The 17508-nt window shown below is 71.8% G+C and carries 15 protein-coding genes and 1 pseudogene; 11 read left to right on the top strand and 5 right to left on the bottom strand.

Going from position 1 to position 17508, the window contains the following annotated elements; genetic code table 11:
• Positions 1 to 2: 2 nt before the first annotated feature.
• Positions 3 to 1076 carry an FAD-dependent oxidoreductase gene (locus tag E1292_RS43520; protein ID WP_220447349.1) on the bottom strand — a complete coding sequence of 358 codons (1074 nt, stop codon included), beginning with the start codon at positions 1074 to 1076 and terminating at the stop codon, positions 3 to 5.
• Between the two features lie 71 nt (positions 1077 to 1147).
• Between E1292_RS43520 and E1292_RS55575 the strand changes: the two genes are divergently transcribed.
• Positions 1148 to 1369, top strand: a complete 222-nt coding sequence (locus tag E1292_RS55575) for a hypothetical protein (RefSeq protein ID WP_220447348.1) — start codon at positions 1148 to 1150, stop codon at positions 1367 to 1369.
• Here the strand turns inward: E1292_RS55575 and E1292_RS43510 are convergent.
• Positions 1320 to 2249: an NmrA family NAD(P)-binding protein gene (locus tag E1292_RS43510; protein ID WP_246090742.1), complete on the bottom strand. Its 930-nt coding sequence runs from the start codon at positions 2247 to 2249 to the stop codon at positions 1320 to 1322. The genes E1292_RS55575 and E1292_RS43510 overlap by 50 nt on opposite strands.
• A 30-nt stretch (positions 2250 to 2279) precedes the next feature.
• On the opposite strand from E1292_RS43510, the gene E1292_RS43505 reads away from it, so the two are divergent.
• Positions 2280 to 3224 carry an AraC family transcriptional regulator gene (locus E1292_RS43505; RefSeq protein ID WP_132605441.1) on the top strand — a complete coding sequence of 315 codons (945 nt, stop codon included), beginning with the start codon at positions 2280 to 2282 and terminating at the stop codon, positions 3222 to 3224.
• A 199-nt stretch (positions 3225 to 3423) separates the two neighbouring features.
• Positions 3424 to 3570: pseudogene (locus tag E1292_RS43500) on the top strand (transposase); the annotation flags it as partial.
• Positions 3571 to 3923: 353 nt separating this feature from the next.
• Here the strand turns inward: E1292_RS43500 and E1292_RS43495 are convergent.
• Both E1292_RS43495 and E1292_RS43490 read right to left on the bottom strand, forming a co-directional pair.
• Entirely contained in the window at positions 3924 to 4943 is a 1020-nt protein-coding gene (locus tag E1292_RS43495) for a LacI family DNA-binding transcriptional regulator (protein WP_132605439.1), read from the bottom strand.
• Positions 4927 to 7362: a glycoside hydrolase family 3 N-terminal domain-containing protein gene (locus tag E1292_RS43490; protein WP_132605437.1), complete on the bottom strand. Its 2436-nt coding sequence runs from the start codon at positions 7360 to 7362 to the stop codon at positions 4927 to 4929. The genes E1292_RS43495 and E1292_RS43490 overlap by 17 nt, the downstream gene beginning before the upstream one ends.
• A gap of 408 nt (positions 7363 to 7770) precedes the next feature.
• Between E1292_RS43490 and E1292_RS43485 the strand changes: the two genes are divergently transcribed.
• Genes E1292_RS43485 through E1292_RS43475 form a run of 3 tightly spaced genes read left to right on the top strand, consistent with a single transcriptional unit; the run spans position 7771 to position 10876 of the window.
• The gene (locus E1292_RS43485) at positions 7771 to 9069 is read left to right on the top strand and encodes an extracellular solute-binding protein (protein WP_132605435.1); all 1299 of its coding nucleotides are present in this window, start codon (positions 7771 to 7773) and stop codon (positions 9067 to 9069) included.
• Complete coding sequence (locus tag E1292_RS43480) at positions 9066 to 9977, top strand: carbohydrate ABC transporter permease (RefSeq protein WP_439331952.1); 912 nt, start codon at positions 9066 to 9068, stop codon at positions 9975 to 9977. Before E1292_RS43485 ends, E1292_RS43480 begins: the two co-directional genes overlap by 4 nt.
• 2 nt (positions 9978 to 9979) lie before the next feature.
• Complete coding sequence (locus E1292_RS43475; RefSeq protein WP_132605433.1) at positions 9980 to 10876, top strand: carbohydrate ABC transporter permease; 897 nt, start codon at positions 9980 to 9982, stop codon at positions 10874 to 10876.
• Here the strand turns inward: E1292_RS43475 and E1292_RS43470 are convergent.
• Positions 10845 to 11642 carry a phosphotransferase enzyme family protein gene (locus E1292_RS43470; RefSeq protein WP_132605431.1) on the bottom strand — a complete coding sequence of 266 codons (798 nt, stop codon included), beginning with the start codon at positions 11640 to 11642 and terminating at the stop codon, positions 10845 to 10847. The two genes, E1292_RS43475 and E1292_RS43470, sit on opposite strands and share 32 nt — an antisense overlap.
• 124 nt (positions 11643 to 11766) lie before the next feature.
• On the opposite strand from E1292_RS43470, the gene E1292_RS43465 reads away from it, so the two are divergent.
• The 5 genes from E1292_RS43465 (at position 11767) to E1292_RS43445 (ending at position 17339) form a co-directional block, all read left to right on the top strand.
• The gene (locus tag E1292_RS43465; protein ID WP_132605429.1) at positions 11767 to 12501 is read left to right on the top strand and encodes a response regulator transcription factor; all 735 of its coding nucleotides are present in this window, start codon (positions 11767 to 11769) and stop codon (positions 12499 to 12501) included.
• Positions 12498 to 14117: a sensor histidine kinase gene (locus tag E1292_RS43460; protein WP_132605427.1), complete on the top strand. Its 1620-nt coding sequence runs from the start codon at positions 12498 to 12500 to the stop codon at positions 14115 to 14117. Before E1292_RS43465 ends, E1292_RS43460 begins: the two co-directional genes overlap by 4 nt.
• A 100-nt stretch (positions 14118 to 14217) precedes the next feature.
• Complete coding sequence (locus E1292_RS43455; protein ID WP_132605425.1) at positions 14218 to 15111, top strand: polyphosphate polymerase domain-containing protein; 894 nt, start codon at positions 14218 to 14220, stop codon at positions 15109 to 15111.
• A 3-nt stretch (positions 15112 to 15114) separates the two neighbouring features.
• A complete protein-coding gene (locus E1292_RS43450) occupies positions 15115 to 15792 on the top strand; it encodes a DUF4956 domain-containing protein (RefSeq protein WP_132605423.1) in 678 nt (225 codons plus the stop codon).
• A 2-nt stretch (positions 15793 to 15794) separates the two neighbouring features.
• Positions 15795 to 17339, top strand: a complete 1545-nt coding sequence (locus E1292_RS43445) for a CotH kinase family protein (RefSeq protein WP_132605421.1) — start codon at positions 15795 to 15797, stop codon at positions 17337 to 17339.
• The last annotated feature ends 169 nt before the right edge of the window (positions 17340 to 17508 follow it).

Here is a 17508-nt window from a genome sequence, read left to right as displayed (position 1 = left end):
GGTCAGGCGGCTGGGCGTGCTTGGGTGGTGGCGAGGTGGTCGCGGACGTTGCGGGCGGCCGTGCGGCCCGCGCGGTTGGCGCCGATGGTGCTGGCGGACGGGCCGTAGCCGACGAGCTGGAGCGCGGGCTCCTTGACCACCTGGGTCCCGTCCACCATGATGCCGCCGCCTGGCTCCCTGAGGCGCAGGGGCGCGAGGTGGTCGAGGGCCGAGCGGAAGCCGGTGGCCCAGATGATGGTGTCGGCCTCGACGGCGCGCCCGTCATTCAACGCGACACCGTGCTCGGTGATGCGGTCGAACATCGGCAGGCGGTCGAGCGCCCCCTTGGCGAGCGCCTCGCGCACCACCGTGGTGTAGGGGAGGCCGGTGACGCCGACGACGCTCTGCGGCGGCAGACCGGCGCGTACGCGCTCGTCGACCTTCGCCACGACCTCCCGCCTGGCGTCCTCGTCGAAGTCGTCCCTGAACAGGGGCGGGCGGCGGGTGAACCACGCCGTCGTGGCGGCGACCCCGGCCGTCTCGGACAAAACGTGCATCGCCGAGGCCCCGCCGCCCACGACGGCCACGTGCCGGCCGGCGAACTCGGCCGGCCCGCGGTAGCTCGCGTAGTGGAGCGCTCGCCCCCGGAAACCGGCGGCTCCCGGATAGTACGGCCAGTAAGGTCGCGTCCATGTGCCGGTCGCGTTGACCACGGCTCCGGCCGCCCACTCCCCCGCGTCGGTCCCGACCACCAGCCGGCCGCCTGGCCCGCGGCGCACGGAGGCGACCGTGACCGGCCTGAGCACCTCCAGCCCCTGCTCGCGCTCGTAGTCCGCGTAGTAGCCGGGCACCACCTCGGCGGCCGGCCGCCGGCCCGCGGTGTCCGGCGGGCGGCGCAGGCCGGGCAGGTCGAAGATGCCGTGCACCTTGTCCATGGTCAGCGTGGGCGAACGGTGCCGCCACGCGCCGCCGGGCCCTTCCGCCGCGTCCAGCACGACTGGCTCGAAACCGAGCCGGCGCAGGAAGTACGCGCTGGACAGCCCCGCCTGCCCGGCGCCGATCACCACGACCTCGCTCTCCTCCACGAACAGAGGCAACCATTTCCACGCCCACGATCTTCCCGATGCGGGCCGACCTGGGGCGGCCTGCCGTTCGTGGCGTCGGATGCATGAGCGACGAGCAGCACACGATCGGCTCCGGCTTCGGGGCGCGCAGCACCACGAAGGACGTTCTGCACGGCGGCGACCTGTCCGACCGGCTGGCGATCGTGACAGGGGGATACTCGGGTCCGGGGCTGGCGACGACACCCTCGTACCCGAGGAAACACCCAGGAGGAGGCCTCACGATGATCCTCGGCCCGCCGGTCCACTCCCCGACGGCGGCCCCGTGACCAACCAAACCCCGGTGCGCGCGGCGTCGTGGACGTAGTCGGTGAAGTCTTTGGGCCCCCGTCCGAGGGCGCGGTAGACGCCGTCGGCGAGGTGGGCCCTGCGGCCGTCGAAGACCTCGGCCATGAGATCTGCCAGCTGTCCGGCGAACCGTTCCGGTGTTCCGTGTTCGGTCAAGGTGGTGGCGAACTGCTCCTTACTGACCGGCACGTAACGGATCGTGCGCCCCGTCTGCCGTGCGATCTCGGCGACCGCGTCGGTGAATGTCAGCAGTCGTGGTCCTGTCACTTCGTAGGTCTCGCCGGTGTGGCCCTCTTCGATCAGTGCCGCCGCCGCGACGTCGGCGATGTTTTCGGCGTCGGTGAACGGCTCGGCCGCATCGCCTGCCGGCAGGGCCACCACCCCTGCCTTGATCGCTTCGGTCAAGACGTCTTCGCTGAAGTTCTGGGAGATGAAGCCGGTGCGCACGATGGTCCATTCCGCGCCGCTGGTGCGCACCACCTGCTCGCAGCGCTCCGCTTCACTTGCGCCGCGGTCTGCCAGCAGCACGAGCCGCCGCACGCCGCAACGCACCGCGAGGTCGGAGAACGAACCGACGGCCTGCGCGGCCCCGGGGAAGCCGGCGTCCGGGTGGTAGGCCACGTACACCGACCGCACACCGTACAGGGCGCGCTCCCAGGTGGTTGGGTCATGCCAGTCGAAGGGCGGTGTACCGCTGCGGGAGCCGATCCTTACCGGCAGCTCCCGCGACACCAGTCTGGCCACCACGCGACGTCCGGTCTTGCCGGTCCCCGCGAGAACCAGCGTCCTTCCGTGCTGTGATTGCGTCATGCTGCCAGTACACGCCACCAGGACCAGACACTGAATAATCAAATCGCTCAATGGCGTGCTTCAACGTCTAAACTCGCACCCATGGACGCACTGTCCGGTCTCCTGGTCGGTCCGAGAGCCCGCGGCGCCTTCATCCTGCGTTCCGTCTTGAGCCCGCCCTGGTCGGTGCGTGTCCAGGACCAGGCACCGCTGAGCATCGTGGCCCTGACACGCGGCACGGCCTGGGCGATCCCCGACGACGGCGACGCGGTGCGCCTGCTTCCCGGGGACATCGCGATCAGGCGCGGACCGGCCCCGTACACCTTCGCCGACGACCCCTCGACGCCCGTTCAGGTCGTCATCCACCCCGGCCCGCGGCGCACCACCCCCACCGGCGAGCACCTGAGCGAGGTCATCGACCTCGGCCCGCGCACTTGGGGCACCGGCGACCCCGACAGGGCCGCTGTGATGCTGATCGGCAAGTACCAGATGAGCGGCGAGATCAGTCACCGGCTCCTTCGCACACTGCAGCCCCTCCTCGTCCTCCCACACGACGCTCAGCCCTCCTCCCCGCTGATCGGCATGCTCACCGAAGAAATCACCAAGGAGGAAGCGGGCCAGCAGGTCGTCCTGGACCGGCTACTGGACCTCCTGCTTGTCACCACTCTCCGGGCATGGTTCGCGCGCCCAGAGGCCGAGGCCCCGGCCTGGTACCGCGCGCTCGCCGATCCCGTGATCGGCCCCACGCTCCGGCTCCTCCACAATGACCCCGCCCACCCGTGGACCGTCGCCGCGCTGGCGGCCAGAGCCGGTGTCTCCCGCGCAGGTCTGGCTCGCCGGTTCACCGACCTGGTTGGCGAGCCCCCGATGGCCTATCTCACCGGCTGGCGACTGGACACCGCCGCAGACCTGCTCCACGAACCGGACACCACTATCGCCGCCGTGGCCCGCCAGGTCGGCTACGCGAGCGCCTCCGCACTGAGCACCGCGTTCAAACGAGAACGCGGGAGCAGCCCCCAACAGTACCGGCGCAGTCGGGAACCGTGAACGGACGCTGGCCATCGCCGCTCCGTGATGGGTCCAGCCGGAACCCCCATGTCGCGATATGGCGCTGATCTTCTACTCGCGCCGCTGCCCGCGTCGCGCGGAGAGGCTCGACAGGACCAGGACGGAAGCATGTCGGGAGAGATTCCGCCACCGGGAAGTCCGCGGTCGCCGCCTTGGAGGCCGCCTACGGGGCCACGTTCCCAAGGCGGTTGCCAAGGTCGTCGATGACGCCGAGGAACTGATGGCCTTCTACGACTATCCGGCCGAGCACTGGCGGCACCTGCGCACGACCGATCCGATCGAGTCGGCCTTCGCCGCCGTCCGGCACCGCGCCAAGGTCACCAAACGGAGGAGGCCAGCCGTGATCGAGGTACGGCCCGACGTTGCCGTGGTCCCGGACGCCGGCTGCATGGCGTTGTTCGGCACGTGGCGGGGTGGGCTCGCCGCGGCTCCAGACGACGCCCGCCGGCAGGATCTGAGCTGGAAGCAGGAGGTCGACGCGGCCGTGCCCGAGATCGAACGGGCCGGAGTGCGGCCCGCCGACTGCAGCGCAGCACCCCCGCCTCCGGCCGCTGGGCAGCGGGGTCGCGCCCTGGGCGACCGATCGCGGGCAGGCCGAGCGGATGTGGCGCCTGTCGGCCGAGCTCACAGGGATCGACGCCGTGGGCGGCGCGCACCGGCCCACTGGCGGCTGACCTTTCAGGCCGGTGCGACGGCGGCCGTGGAGCCCCGGACCACGAGGCCGGTGGCGAGCTCGACGTGGTGGGAGTCGATCCTCTCCCCCGCCGCCAGGCGCAGCGCGGTGCGGAGGGCCACGCCCCCCATCTCGCGCAGCGGCTGGCGGACGGTGGTGAGCGGCGGTGAGGCCATCTGGGCGATCTGGGTGTCGTCGAACCCCACGATGCTGAGGTCTTCGGGGATGCGCAGGCCGCGCGCCCGGGCGGCCTCCATGATGCCGAGCGCGGTCTCGTCGCTGGCCGCGAAGATCGCCGTCGGCGCGCGCGGCAGGTCGAGCACGGCCGCGCCGCCCGTCACGCCGTCGTGGTAGCGGAAGTGCCCGGTCTGCACGTAGCCCGGCAGCACGGGCGTGCCTTCGGCCTCCATGGCGGCGCGGTAGCCGTGCAGCCGGGCCTGGTTGCAGGCCGCGGCCGCCGGGCCTCCGACGTAGGCGATGCGCCGGTGGCCGAGCGAGAGCAGGTGCTGGGTGGCGGCCAGGCCGCCGGCGAAGTTCGTCGACCCGATGCTGGTCACGCGGGTGCGCGGCAGGTTGAGCGGGTCGATGAGGACGAGCGGCAGCCGGGCCCTGGCCAGCGCGGCGAGCTGCCCGGTGGTCAGCTCGCTGGTGACCGCGATCAGCGCGCGGCGGCCGGCGGCGGCCAGGCCGCGGGCCCAGGCGGCAGTGCGGTCGGCGCGCCTGATGCTGACCACGACCCCGACGCCGGCTTCCGCCGCGGCGGCCACCGCCCCCTGGATGATCTCGGTCGAGTAGGCGTTGAGGTCGGCGTCGAACTGCAGCTCGACGCTGCCCAGCCCGGCGACCTCGCCCCGGCGCGGGCTGGGGGCGACGTAGTCGTGCTGCCGCAGCAGCGCCTCCACCAGCGATCGGGTGGCGGGCGCGACGTCGCTGCGGCCGTTGAGCACCTTCGACACGGTCGCGACCGACACGCCCGCCGAGGCGGCGACGGTCGCGAGCGTGGCCCGCCTAGGACTGGCCGGCATCTCCACCCCCTTGCCCGGCGGCGCCGGAGCCGACGTCGACGGGTGTCACGAGCCGCCGGCCGGGGCCGGGGTAGCGCAGCGGACCGGTCAGGCGTACGCCGCCGCGGCACGGCAGGTCGGCGGCCGAGGTGCCGACGAGCACCTCGACCTCGCCCGGCTCGACGATCCTGCGCAGGTCGCGGCCGGTGAAGGCGGTGCGGTCGGCGTGCACGTGGAAGCGCACGCCGGTGCTCTCGCCGGGCTCCAGCCGCACGCGGGCGAACCCGGCCAGCTGCCGCACCGGTCTGGTGACCTGGGCGACGACGTCGCGCAGGTAGAGCTGGACGACCTCCTCGCCGGCCCGGCCGCCGGTGTTGCGGACAGTCACCGACACCGTGAACTCGCCGTCGGTGGGCACCTCGGCGTCGCTGATCACCAGGTCGCCGACCTCGAAGGTGGTGTAGGAGGCGCCGTGGCCGAAGGGGAACAGCGGGGTCGGGTCGAGGTTGCTGATGCCCTGGCTGTTGGACCCGAGCGGCGGCTGCAGGTAGGTGCCCGGCTGCCCGCCATGCCCGCGCGGGATCTGCACGGGCAGCCGGCCGGCGGGCTGGACGCGTCCGGACAGCACGCCGGCGATCGCCGGCCCTCCCTCCTCGCCGGGCATGAACGCCTGGACGAGCGCGGCGGCTGCGGCGTGCACCTCGCCCAGCGCGTACGGGCGCCCCGAGACCACGACCACGACGACCGGCGTGCCCGTGGCGGCCAGCTCGGCGAGCAGGTCGGCCTGCACGCCGGGAAGCCGCAGGTCGTCGGCGTCGCAGCCCTCGCCCGAGGTGCCCTGGCCGAACAGCCCGGCCAGGTCGCCCACCACGGCGACGCACAGGTCGGAGCCGCGCGCGGCCGCCACCGCGGCGGCGAAGCCGGAGCGGTCGTCGCCGCGCACGTCGCACCCGCGTTCGTGGCGGATCTCGGCGCCGGGCAGCTCCTCGCGCAGCGCGTCGACCACGGTGGGCGCCTCGACGCCCAGCCCGAGACCGGGATGGCGGGGCAGGACGTGGTTGGGGAAGGCGTAGCAGCCCATGAACGTGCGCGGGTCGTGCGCGGCGGGACCGACCACGGCGACGCTGCGCGGGCCCTGGCGGCCCTCGCCGTGCAGCGGCAGCACGTCTCCGCCGTCCAGCAGGACGATCGAACGCTCGGCCAGCTCCCTGGCCAGGGCGCGGTTGCCGGGCGAGTCGAGGTCGACGCCTTCGGCCGCGGCGACCGAGCGCTCCGGCGTCCAGTCGTGGTCGAGCAGCCCGAGCTCGGCCTTCTGGGTGAGCAGGCGGCGCGCGGCCCGGTCGATCAGCGACTCGGGGAGGTCGCCGCTCCTGACCCGCTCGGCCAGGTGCGGGCCGAAACCGAGCGTGTCGGGCAGCTCGACGTCGACGCCCGCGGTGAGCGCCTGCACGCCGGCCTCGCCGGTGTCGGCGGCGACCTCGTGCATCGTCGCCAGGAACGGGACCGCCCAGTAGTCGGAGACGACGGTGCCGGTGAACCCCCACTCGTCGCGCAGCAGCTCGGTCAGCAACCAGGGGTCGGCCACGGCGGGGACGCCGTCGACGTCGGAGTAGGAGTTCATCACCGAGCGGGCGCCGCCGAGCGCGATGGCCGTCTCGAACGGCGGCAGGATCATGTCCATCAGCTCGCGGCGGCCCATCGGCACGGGCCCGTGGTTGCGGGCCGCCCGCGAGGCGGAGTAGCCGGCGAAGTGTTTGAGCGTGGCGATGACGCCGGCGCTCTCGAGCCCGCGGACGTAGGCGGTGCCGAGCATCGCCACGAGGTACGGGTCCTCCCCCATCGTCTCCTCGACCCGCCCCCACCGGTAGTCGCGCACGACGTCGAGCACCGGGGAAAGGCCCTGGTGCACGCCCAGGGCGGCCATGTCGCGCCCGATGGCCGCGGCCATCCGCTCGACCAAACCGGGGTCGAAGGTGGCTCCCCAGGCGATGGCCGCAGGATAGACGGTCGCGCCGTAGCTGGTGAAGCCGGTCAGGCACTCCTCGTGAACGATCGCGGGGATGCCGAGCCGGGAACTCCCGACCACCGCCCGCTGCAGCCGGACCACCTCGGCGGCGCCCTCGGCCGTGGTCACGGGGGCGCTGCCGTACACGCGGGTCAGGTGGCCGAGCCCGTGGCGGGCGGCCTCCTCCAGCGGGACGGCGCCGGAGGCGGCGAAGACGTCCTGCATGGGCGCGACGTTGAGGGACTCGGCGCCGGGCTCCGGCTCGTCGGGCTCCGGCATGTCGTTGCCGATCCACCGGCTGCCGAGCTGGCCGATCTTCTCCTCCAGGGTCAGCTCCGCGAGGAGGGCGTCGACTCGGTCGGCGACGGGAAGCGCCGGGTCCTGCCACGGACGGAGGGCCCGGTCCGCCTCAGGGGTCCGCTCTAGAGCCGTCATCAGCTGCTCTCCTCAAGAAGTGCGTTTGTGTCGGAGACCTTTCGAAATATTTCGAGGATCGCCGACGATCTCAGCGCGGGATTTCCGAAGGCCGGTGGACCAGCGATAGCCCGCGCCAAAGTACTGTACACGGGCCTTGGCCGGACCGTAATCTGTTCGCTCTGCGGCGGGTCTTGACACACCTTTGGCCGAAACCTAGATTGGCGAAACCCGCGGTCATGTCGAAAATGTTTCGGAGAGCTGACTTCAAGGAGGAGTGGACCCGTGGCGTCCCGAGGACGTCGATCCACGACCGCCGGCCACCGCATCCGATGACCAACGAGCCGCGGCCATAGACCGCGACGTTCGAGTACGGAGATCCCCGTGGAGCCAAGGACAACGTCTCGCCGCACTTTCCTCAGCCTCTCCATGGGCCTGCCCCTGGGAGCCGCGCTTGCCGCCTGTGGCAGCTCGGGCCCGACCAGGCCCGGCACCCCCAGTGGTGGTGGCGGTGGCGGCGGCGCCACTTACTGGTACCTGTCGACGCAGCCGCAGGAGGGCGTGCGCACCAGGACCGTTGAACGGTTCAACAAGGCTAACCCCAACGGCCAGATCGCAGGGACGACCTTCCAGAACGACGCGTTCAAGACCAAGATCAAGACGGCGATCGGCGCGGGCCAGGCGCCCACGCTCATCTGGGGCTGGGGCGGCGGCACGCTGCGCAGCTACGTCCAGGCGGGCCAGGTCGACGACCTCACGTCGTGGTTCGACCAGAACGCCACGCTCAAGGACCGGCTGTTCCCCTCGTCCTTCGGCGCCGCCACGATCGACGGCAAGATCTACGCGATGCCCTGCGAGACGATGCAGCCGATCGTCCTCTACTACGACAAGCGGTCCTTCGACAAGATCGGCGCGCAGCCGCCCCAGACGTGGGGCGACATCATGGACCTGGTGCCCAAGTTCAACGCCCAGGGCATCGCTCCGTTCGCCCTCGGCGGCCAGTCGCGCTGGACCAACATGATGTGGCTGGAGTTCCTCTTCGACCGCATGGGCGGCCCCGAGGTGTTCCAGGCCGTGTTCGACGCGGAGAAGGACGCCTGGAACAACCCGATCGCCATCGACGCCCTGGGCAAGGTGCAGGAGCTGGTCAAGGCCGACGGGTTCATCAAGGGCTTCTCCTCGATCACCGCCGACTCCAACGCCGACCAGGCGCTGCTCTACACCGGCAAGGCCGCGATGATGCTGCACGGCGGCTGGACGTACGGCAGCATGAAGCAGGACGGCGGCGACTTCGTCTCCGGCGGCAACCTCGGCTACATGAACTTCCCGCCGATCGACGGCGGCAAGGGCGACCCGACCAACACCGTCGGCAACCCCGGCCAGTACATGTCGATCTCCTCCAAGGCGACGCCCGAGCAGAAGGAGATCGCCAAGAAGTTCTTCGCCACCGAGCTGATGGGCGACCAGGCGGTGAAGGAGTGGGTGGCGACCGGCGCGGTGCCGATCGTCAAGGGCGCCGACAAGGAGTTCGCCGCCTCCGACGACGCCGAGTTCCTCAACTTCGTCTACAACATCGCCGTCAACGCCAAGACGTTCGCCCAGTCGTGGGACCAGGCGCTCAGCCCCACGGCCGCCGAGGTGCTGCTGGACAACATCGCCAAGTTGTTCCAGCTGTCGATCTCCCCGAAGGAGTTCGCCACCAACATGAACGCGGTCATCGGCAAGTGAGCGCGCTCGCGACCTCCGCCACGGCTCCCAAGCGAAAGGGCCGTGGCGGCTCGCTCGCGTGGATGACCGTGCCGGCGCTGCTGTTCTTCACCGGGTTCGGGCTGATCCCGCTGGTCGGCGTCCTCGTGCTCAGCTTCACCTCGTGGGACGGACTCGGCGACATCCACTTCGCGGGCGTCGACAGCTGGGCGAACGTGCTCGCCGACCCGGGGCTGCCGCACGCGCTGTGGGTGACGTTCCTGGTGATGGCACTGTCCTGGGCGGTGCAGACGCCGGCCAGCATCCTGCTGGGCACGTTCCTCGCCAACCACCACCGCTACCGTGCGGTCCTGTCGGTGGTGTACTTCATCCCGCTGCTGCTCAGCTCGGCGGCCATCGCCATCGCCTACAAAGCGCTGCTCGACCCGAACTTCGGGCTCGGCGCGGGGCTGCAGATCCCGCTGCTCGTGCAGGACTGGCTCGGCGATCCGTACCTCGCGTTCGGCGTGGTGATCTTCGTGGTGTCCTGGCAGTTCATCCCGTTCCACTCGCTGATCTACCAGGGCGGCGTACGCCAGATCCCGCGCTCGATGTACGAGGCCGCCGAGCTCGACGGCGCCGGCCGGGTGCGCATGTTCTTCAGCATCACGCTGCCGCAGCTGAAGTACACGATCATCACATCCTCGACGCTCATGGTCGTCGGCTCGCTGACCTTCTTCGACCTGATCTTCGTGCTGACCGCGGGTGGACCGGGAGACGCCACCAGGGTGCTCGCCCTGGACATGTACGTGCGCGGGTGGATGGCCAGCCAGATGGGCCCGGCCAGCGTGATCGCGGTCATCCTCGTCCTCGTGGGGCTCGTGCTGGCGCTGGTGCTGCGCCGGCTCGGCGGCCGCGACGCAAGCCACAGCCAGCTCGAAGGGGCCTGAACATGGCGTCCACGCTCACCACGAAGCCCGAGGTCATCGGCGGGCCCGAGCCGCGGCACCGGCGCCGCGGCCGGCCCAGGAGCCGCCCCAACTGGGTGGCGGGCCTGGGCTCCTGGATCTGGCTGGCGATCGTGGTCGTGCCGATCTACTGGATCGTCATCACCAGCTTCAAGTCGCAGAGCAACTACTACGCCGAGAACCCGCTGGTGCCGCCCGGCGAGCCGACGCTGGCCAACTACGTGATGGTCATCGAGTCGGACTTTCCGCTGTACTTCGTCAACAGCGTGGTCGCCACGCTGGGCGCGGTGATCCCCGCGGTGCTCATCTCCTTCATGGCGGCGTACGCGATCATCCGGGCGGGCAACCAGAGCCGGTTCCTGCGGTTGACCAACTCGCTCTTCCTCATGGGGCTGGCCATCCCGCTGCAGGCCACGATCATCCCCGTCTACCTGATCATCATCCGCCTGCACCTCTACGACACGCTGCTGGCGCTGATCCTGCCGTCGATCGCGTTCGCGATCCCCCTGTCGGTGCTGGTGCTGTCCAACTTCATCCGCGACGTGCCCAAGGAGCTGTTCGACTCGATGCGCCTGGACGGCGCGACCGAGACGGCGATGCTCTGGCGGCTGGCGTTCCCGCTGACGCGGCCGGCCGTGGTGACGGTGACGATCTACAACGCGCTGACGATCTGGAACGGGTTCCTGCTGCCGCTGGTGCTCACGCAGAGCCCCGACAAGCGCACGCTGCCGCTGGCGCTCTGGTCGTTCCAGGGGCAGTACAGCATCAACGTGCCCGCCGTGCTCGCGTCCGTGGTGCTCACCACGCTGCCCATCCTGATCCTCTACATCGTGGGCCGCCGCCAGCTGCTCAGCGGTCTGACCGTGGGCTTCGGCAAGTGAGCTCACGCCGCAGCACGGCCTCGTGCCGCGTCAGGTGGGCGATGTCGCACTCGTAGAGGACGTCGTCGCCGCGGGCGACGTGGCCGGCGAAGGCCTCGTCGCCCGCGGCCGCCCGCTCGTGCATGTGACGGACCAGATGCTCCAGGCGGGCCCGCGCGGTCTCGACGAGCGCGCCGCGGTCGTCGTCGCCGAGCGCGTACGCGTCGGCGAACAGGCGCAGCCGCCGCGCCTGCTCCTCGACCGGGAGAGCGTCGGCGTGCCGTGGGTCTCCGAGCGGGACGAACCGGTAGGCGGCGTAGGACACGTCCCAGACGCGCGGCCCGGGGTGGGCGGTGTCGAAGTCGATGAACGCGACCGGCAGCCCCTCGCGGAACACGCAGTTGTACGTGGCGACGTCGCCGTGGCAGATCACCTCGGCCGGGCTCACCGGAGGGAAATACCAGACCGCGCCAGCAGGAACCGCGAAGCCGGCGGTGGCGTCGTGGTAGCGGCGCAGCAACTCGCCGGCCGCGACCAGGGCGCCGTCGGAGCGCGCCCAGCCGGGCAGCGGGTAGTCGGCGGTCCGGCCCGGCACGAAGTCGAGAATCTCGCGGCCCTGGCCGTCGACGCCGTGGCTCCTGGGCGCCCCGGTGAACCCGCGGGCCGCCAGGTGGCCGAGCAGGGCGTGCACGGCCGGCGTCCAGGGGCCGGTCGGCCTGCGCACGGTGGCGCCGACCCTGACCACGTGGTTGACGCCGCCTCCGGCCAGCACCTCTTCGTCGGCCATCGCACCCCCTGATCACCGCCGATCCGGCGGCCAGTGTGGCACGCGGCATGGGGACGGAGCACGCGAATATCCGCCCTAGGCTGCTCTCACACAACTCCCAGGCAGACCGGATACAACAGCGCGCATGGACGCACCCAGCCCCCGCACCGCCGGCAACCCCGTGGTCCTCGTGGTCGACGACGAGCCCAACATCCGCGAGCTGCTCCTCGACGCCCTGCAGCTGAACGGCTTCGAGGTGCGTACGGCCGCCTCGGGCACGCAGGCGCTGGAGAGCGTCGGCGAGGAGCGTCCCGACCTGATCGTCCTGGACGTGATGCTGCCCGACCTCAACGGGTTCGCGGTGGCGCAGCGGCTGCGGCCGGACGGCGGCGGGCCGCCGGTGTTGTTCCTGACGGCGCGCGACACGGTGGCCGACCGGATCGCGGGACTGACGGCGGGCGGCGACGACTACGTCACCAAGCCGTTCAGCCTGGAGGAGGTCGTGCTGCGCATCCGCGCCATCCTGCGCCGCACGAGCCCTCGCGAGCAGGCGCACGAGGACGGGCTGCTCCGCTACGCCGACCTGGAGCTGGACGAGGAGACCCACGTCGTACGGCGGGCCGGACGGCGCGTGCACCTGTCGCCGACGGAGTTCGCCCTGCTGCGCTATCTGATGATCAACGCGGAGCGGGTCGTCAGCAAGCCGCAGATCCTCGACCGGGTGTGGGATCACGGTTTCGGCACCGACAGCCGGATCGTGGAGTCCTACATCAGCTACCTGCGCCGCAAGATCGACGTGGCGGGCCCGCCGCTGATCCACACGTTGCGCGGCGTCGGCTACTCGCTGCGCGACCAGAGCCTCCTGGACCGGGGCCGATGAGGCCGATCGGACGGGCCTGGCCGCTGCGGCACCGGCTGCTGGCCGCCCTGCTCGGGTTGTCGGCGGCGGCGCTGGCGGTGTTCGCGACGGCGGGGGTGATCCTGCTCGACCGCTCGCTGCTGTCCCGGGTGGACACGCAGCTCACCGCCTTCGCGGCCACGTTCGGCAAGGGACGGCCGCCGCCCCCCGGCGTGCGGCCGCCGCGCAGGGGCGAGGTGGAGCTGCCCAGCCAGTTCCGGGTGGACTTCCACGACCCGTCGGGAGCGCCCGCCCGCGGCGGCCCCCGCCCCGCCGACGGGCCGGACGTCCCCGCGGACGTCATCGCCGCCTTCCCGCCGCGCCCTTTCACCGTGGCCGGCAGGTCGGGCGACGCCGACTGGCGCGCGCTCGTGGTGGCCCTCCCCGACGGCAACCGCGCGGTGGTGTCGATGTCGTTGGAGGCGGCCAGGAGCACCGTTCGGCAACTGCTGATCATCGAGGTGGCGGCGGGCGCGCTGGTGCTGGTGCTCCTGGGCGCGGTGGCGCTCGCGGTCGTCCGGCTCGGCCTGCGCCCCTTGACCCGGATGGAACGCACCGCCACCGCGATCGCGGGCGGCGAGCTCGACCGGCGGGTCTCCGACAGCGACCCGCGCACGGAGACCGGGCGGCTGGGGAACGCGCTCAACATCATGCTCGGCCGCCTCGGCGAGGCCCTGCGCCAGCGCGAACGCTCGGAGCAGCGGCTGCGCCACTTCCTCGCCGACGCCTCGCACGAGCTGCGCACGCCGCTGACGTCCATCCGGGGGTTCGCCGAGCTGTACCGGCACGGTGACCGCGAGCCGGATCCCGCCGTGGCGCGCATCCTGAGCCGCATCGAGGGTGAGGCCGAGCGGATGGGCGTGCTGGTGGAGGACCTGCTGCTTCTGGCGCGGCTGGACCAGGAGCGGGCGCTCGACCTGACGGAGGTGGACCTGCACGTCGTCGTGGGCGACGTGGTGCACGGTGCGCGGGCCCGCGCACCGGGACGGTCGATCGAGCTGGTCCTGGACGAGCGGCCGGTACGGGTGACGGGCGACGAGCACCGCCTGCACCAGGTGGTCGCCAACCTGGTCGGCAACGCCGTGGCCCACACCCCCGAGGGCACGGCGGTCCGGGTGACCGTCGGCGAGGCGGGCGCGGAGCGGCGGGCCACGACCCGGACGCCGGACGGAGACGCGGCCGCGTGGGCCGAGGGCGGGACCACCGACGCGAGCGCGGTCGCGTGGGCGGGGGCCCAGGTGACCGGGCGGGCGGCGGTCATCGAGGTGCGCGACGCCGGGCCGGGCATCGCGGCGGAGCATCTGCCGCACGTCTTCGACCGCTTCTACCGGGCCGACGCCGCCCGTTCCCGCGACAGCGGCGGCACCGGCCTGGGGCTGGCCATCGCGGGGGCGCTGGTCGAGGCCCACGGCGGCCGCATCGAGGCGCGCAGCGGCGGCGGCACCACCTTCCGCGTCGTCCTGCCGGTCGAAGGACCGGTCGAGGGGCCGGTCGAGGGGCCGGTCGAGGGGCCGGTCGAGGGGCCGATCCAGGGGCCGATCAGCGGGCCGGCCCACGGGCCGGTCGAAGGGCGGACCCAGGGGCCGGGGAGCGCCTGAGGCGGGTCACGGCACGCGCGTTCATCGCGCGGTGCGGCGGGGTTCACACACTATTCCCAGGTTGTTGCTGTCCCCTATGGGCTGACACGAAGGGAGAGACATGCTGCGAAGATTCCGCAGGCGCCCCGTCTCCGCACCCCGGCCCGAGGTCTCGGCGGCCGGCGCCCCCGGCGAGGCGGGACACGCGCTGCGCGCCCCCAGCCGGCTGCACGCGTTCAACAGGTACGAGATCAAATATCTCGTCGACGCCGCCGTCGCCCGCGAGCTGCGCGACGAGATGGAGAACGTGCTCGACCGCGACCGCCACAGCGGCGACGGCGGCTACGGCGTCTGGAGCGTCTACTACGACACCCGCCGGCTGCGCTTCTACTGGGAGAAGATCGAGGGCCTCAGGTTCCGCAGGAAGTTGCGCATCCGCCACTACGGCGACCGCTTCGCGGTGACCGGCGAGACCCCGGTCCACGTCGAGATCAAGCAGCGGGTCAACCGGGTCACGCAGAAGCGCCGGGTACGCCTGCCGTACCGGGACGCCCTGCGCCTGTGCGACGGGCGGGAGCAGGTGGGGCACGAGCCGTCCGAGCGGGGCTTCCTGGAGGAGGTGCTGGACCTGGTCTGCCGGCTCGACCTGCGCGCCACCGCGATGACCGGCTACCAGCGGCACGCCTACGTCGGGCGGGGCGCGGACGTGGGCCTGCGGGTCACCTTCGACCAGCGCGTACGCGGTCGCGACCGGGACTTCCACCTGGGCGCGGACGCCGCGAACCGGTTCATCGTCCCGCCCGGGAAAACGATCATGGAGGTCAAGGCGAACGAGCGCGTCCCCTACTGGCTCACCGACCTGACCGCCGAGCGGAACCTGCAGGTGGTGCGGCTCTCCAAGTACTGCCAGAGCGTGGAGGCGCACGGGCTCGCGCCACGCTCGATCTTCCACATCCCCGGCCACGACCTGGATCCCGGACTCCAGTCGGCCCTGACCGCCCGCGCGGAGGCATGACCCATGGACTTCTCTTTCCAGGACCTGTCCGGCACGTTCAGCGTGGCCGACATCGCGATCGCGATGTCGCTGTCGTTCGTGCTCAGCGCCATGATCGGCTGGGTGTACCGGGCGACGCACCGCAACGTCTCCTACAGCCAGTCCTACGTCCAGACGCTGGTCGTCCTCGGCATGCTGATCTCGCTGATCATGCTGGTCGTCGGCTCGAACATCGCCCGCGCCTTCGCCCTGGTGGGCGCCCTCTCGGTGGTGCGGTTCCGCAACGCGATCAAGGAGACCAGGGACGTCGGGTTCATCTTCCTGGTGATGGGGGTCGGCATGGCCGTCGGCACCCGCTTCTACCTGCTGGCCGTGGTGGCCGCGGTGACGATCTCGCTGATCATCATGATCATGAGCAGGTTCAACTGGTTCCAGCTGAACGTGCGCCGCCAGGTCGTCAAGGTGCAGGTGCCGTCGGACGAGGACTACACGCACGCCGTCCAGGACGTCCTGGTCCGGCACACCGACGAGTTCGAGCTGGTCAGCATGGAGTCGATCAGGGCCGGCGCGCTGACCGAGCTGATGTACACCGTCCGGATCAAGAAGGGCAGCGAGCCCGCCGACCTCATCTCCGGGCTGCGGGAGCGCAACCACGGCCAGTCGGTCACGGTGCTGACCGGCTACGACCAGAGCGACCTGTAGCGATGGCCCGGCTCAGACACCGCATCCCCGTCCGGCTCCGGCACCACTGGAAGCTCGTGGCGACGTGCGTGGCGTTCCTGGCCGCCTGCTACGGCGTCTTCGGCAGCGGCACCGTCCGCCCGTACGTCACCAGCGTGCGGACCGCCTCGGCCGGCGCCTCGGCCGACGTCGTCGTCCGGGATCTCGCCGGGTCCAAGGAGTTGTTCGACGCCGCCACGCCGCACGAGGTGGCGCTCACGTTCCGGGGCGAGGGCTATCAGGACATGCTGGCGGAGTACTTCAAGGACGGCGACAAGAAGTACGTCGAGGCCGACCTGACCATCGACGGGACCACGATCCCCAGCGTGGGCATCCGGCTCAAGGGCAACTCGACGCTGCACGCGCTGACGTGGAAGGGGGAGACCCGGCCGCGCGACACGTCGGGCCGCGGGAATCCGCCGGAGGGGCTCCGCCCGCCCGACGGAGCCGAGCCTCCCGCGGGCTTCAAGCCGCCGGCGGGCGGGCAGCGGCAAGGCCGCGGGCGCGGCGCGGCGCTGAAGGCCGAGGAGCCGGAGAACCTGCCCTGGCTGATCAGCTTCGACGAATTCGTCGAGGGCCGCCGTTACCAGGGCCACTCCCAGCTCGCGGTGCGCCCATCCCTGGGGGCGTCGGCCCTGCTGCACGAGGCCGTGGCCATCGCCCTGGTCGGCGCGGCGGGCGAGCCCTCCCAGCGGTCGGCCTACGCGTCCTTCTCCGTGAACGGCCGCGCGTCCGCTCCGCGCCTCCTGGTCGAGTACCTGGACGAGGGGTACGCCGAGCGGCTCGGTGACGGCGTGCTCTACAAGTCGCTCGCCTCCGGGAGCTTCACGTACAAGGGTGAGGACCAGACGGCGTACGTCGACGACTTCAAGCAGGTCAACCAGGTGGGCCGGCGCGACCTGCAACCGGTCATCGACCTGATCAGATGGGTGGAGCAGGCCTCGGCCGAGGAGTTCGCCTCTGGGCTGGCCGAGCGGCTGGATGTCACGTCGTTCGCCCGCTACGCGGCCCTGCAGAACATCCTGCTGAACCACGACGACATGGCGGGCCCCGGCAACAACTACTACCTCTGGTACGACGTCGGCACGAAGAAGTTCAGAGTGATCAGCTGGGACCTGAACCTCGCGCTGAAAGGGGACGCCACAGCCGGTCGCGACGACGCCATCGGCAGGAGGAGTCCCGGCGACCGAGGCGCCCGCGCAGGCCTGCCCGGGCAGGGCGAGCAGGCGGGACAGCAGGGCCGACCGACCGCCGGCCAGCAGCCCGGCGCCCGGCGCGCCACCGGGGGGCGCGCCGGCCACGCGCTGAAGGAGAGGTTCCTCGAGGACGCCGGTTTCAAGAAGCTCTACGAGCGGGAGCACGCGGCCCTCACCCGCGACCTGCTGGCCGGCGGCACCGCCACGGCCCTGCTGGACCAGGCGCTCGAGGCGTACGGGCTCAATGCGGGCGCCGACACGGCCAAGGCGGCCGAGGAGGCGGCCGACCTGCGCGCAACGCTGGAGACCCGCGCCGAGGCGCTCGCGGGCTGATCATCGTCGGGAGCGGAACGCCACGGCCGTCGTCGAGGTGATGGCGGTCACCAGCACGACGGTGAGCAGAACGCCGCCCAGGGGGTTGTCGCGGCGGCCCGGCGGCGGGAGGGGACGCCGCGCGCCGGCCCACCCCGACGCGGACGGCGTGGGGCGTCCCCTCCCGCCG

It is taken from the genome of Nonomuraea deserti (genome assembly GCF_004348685.1).
Lineage (GTDB): Bacteria > Actinomycetota > Actinomycetes > Streptosporangiales > Streptosporangiaceae > Nonomuraea > Nonomuraea deserti.
The sequence above is the reverse complement of the archived record's forward strand: the minus strand, read 5'-3'. Positions and strand labels throughout refer to the sequence as shown.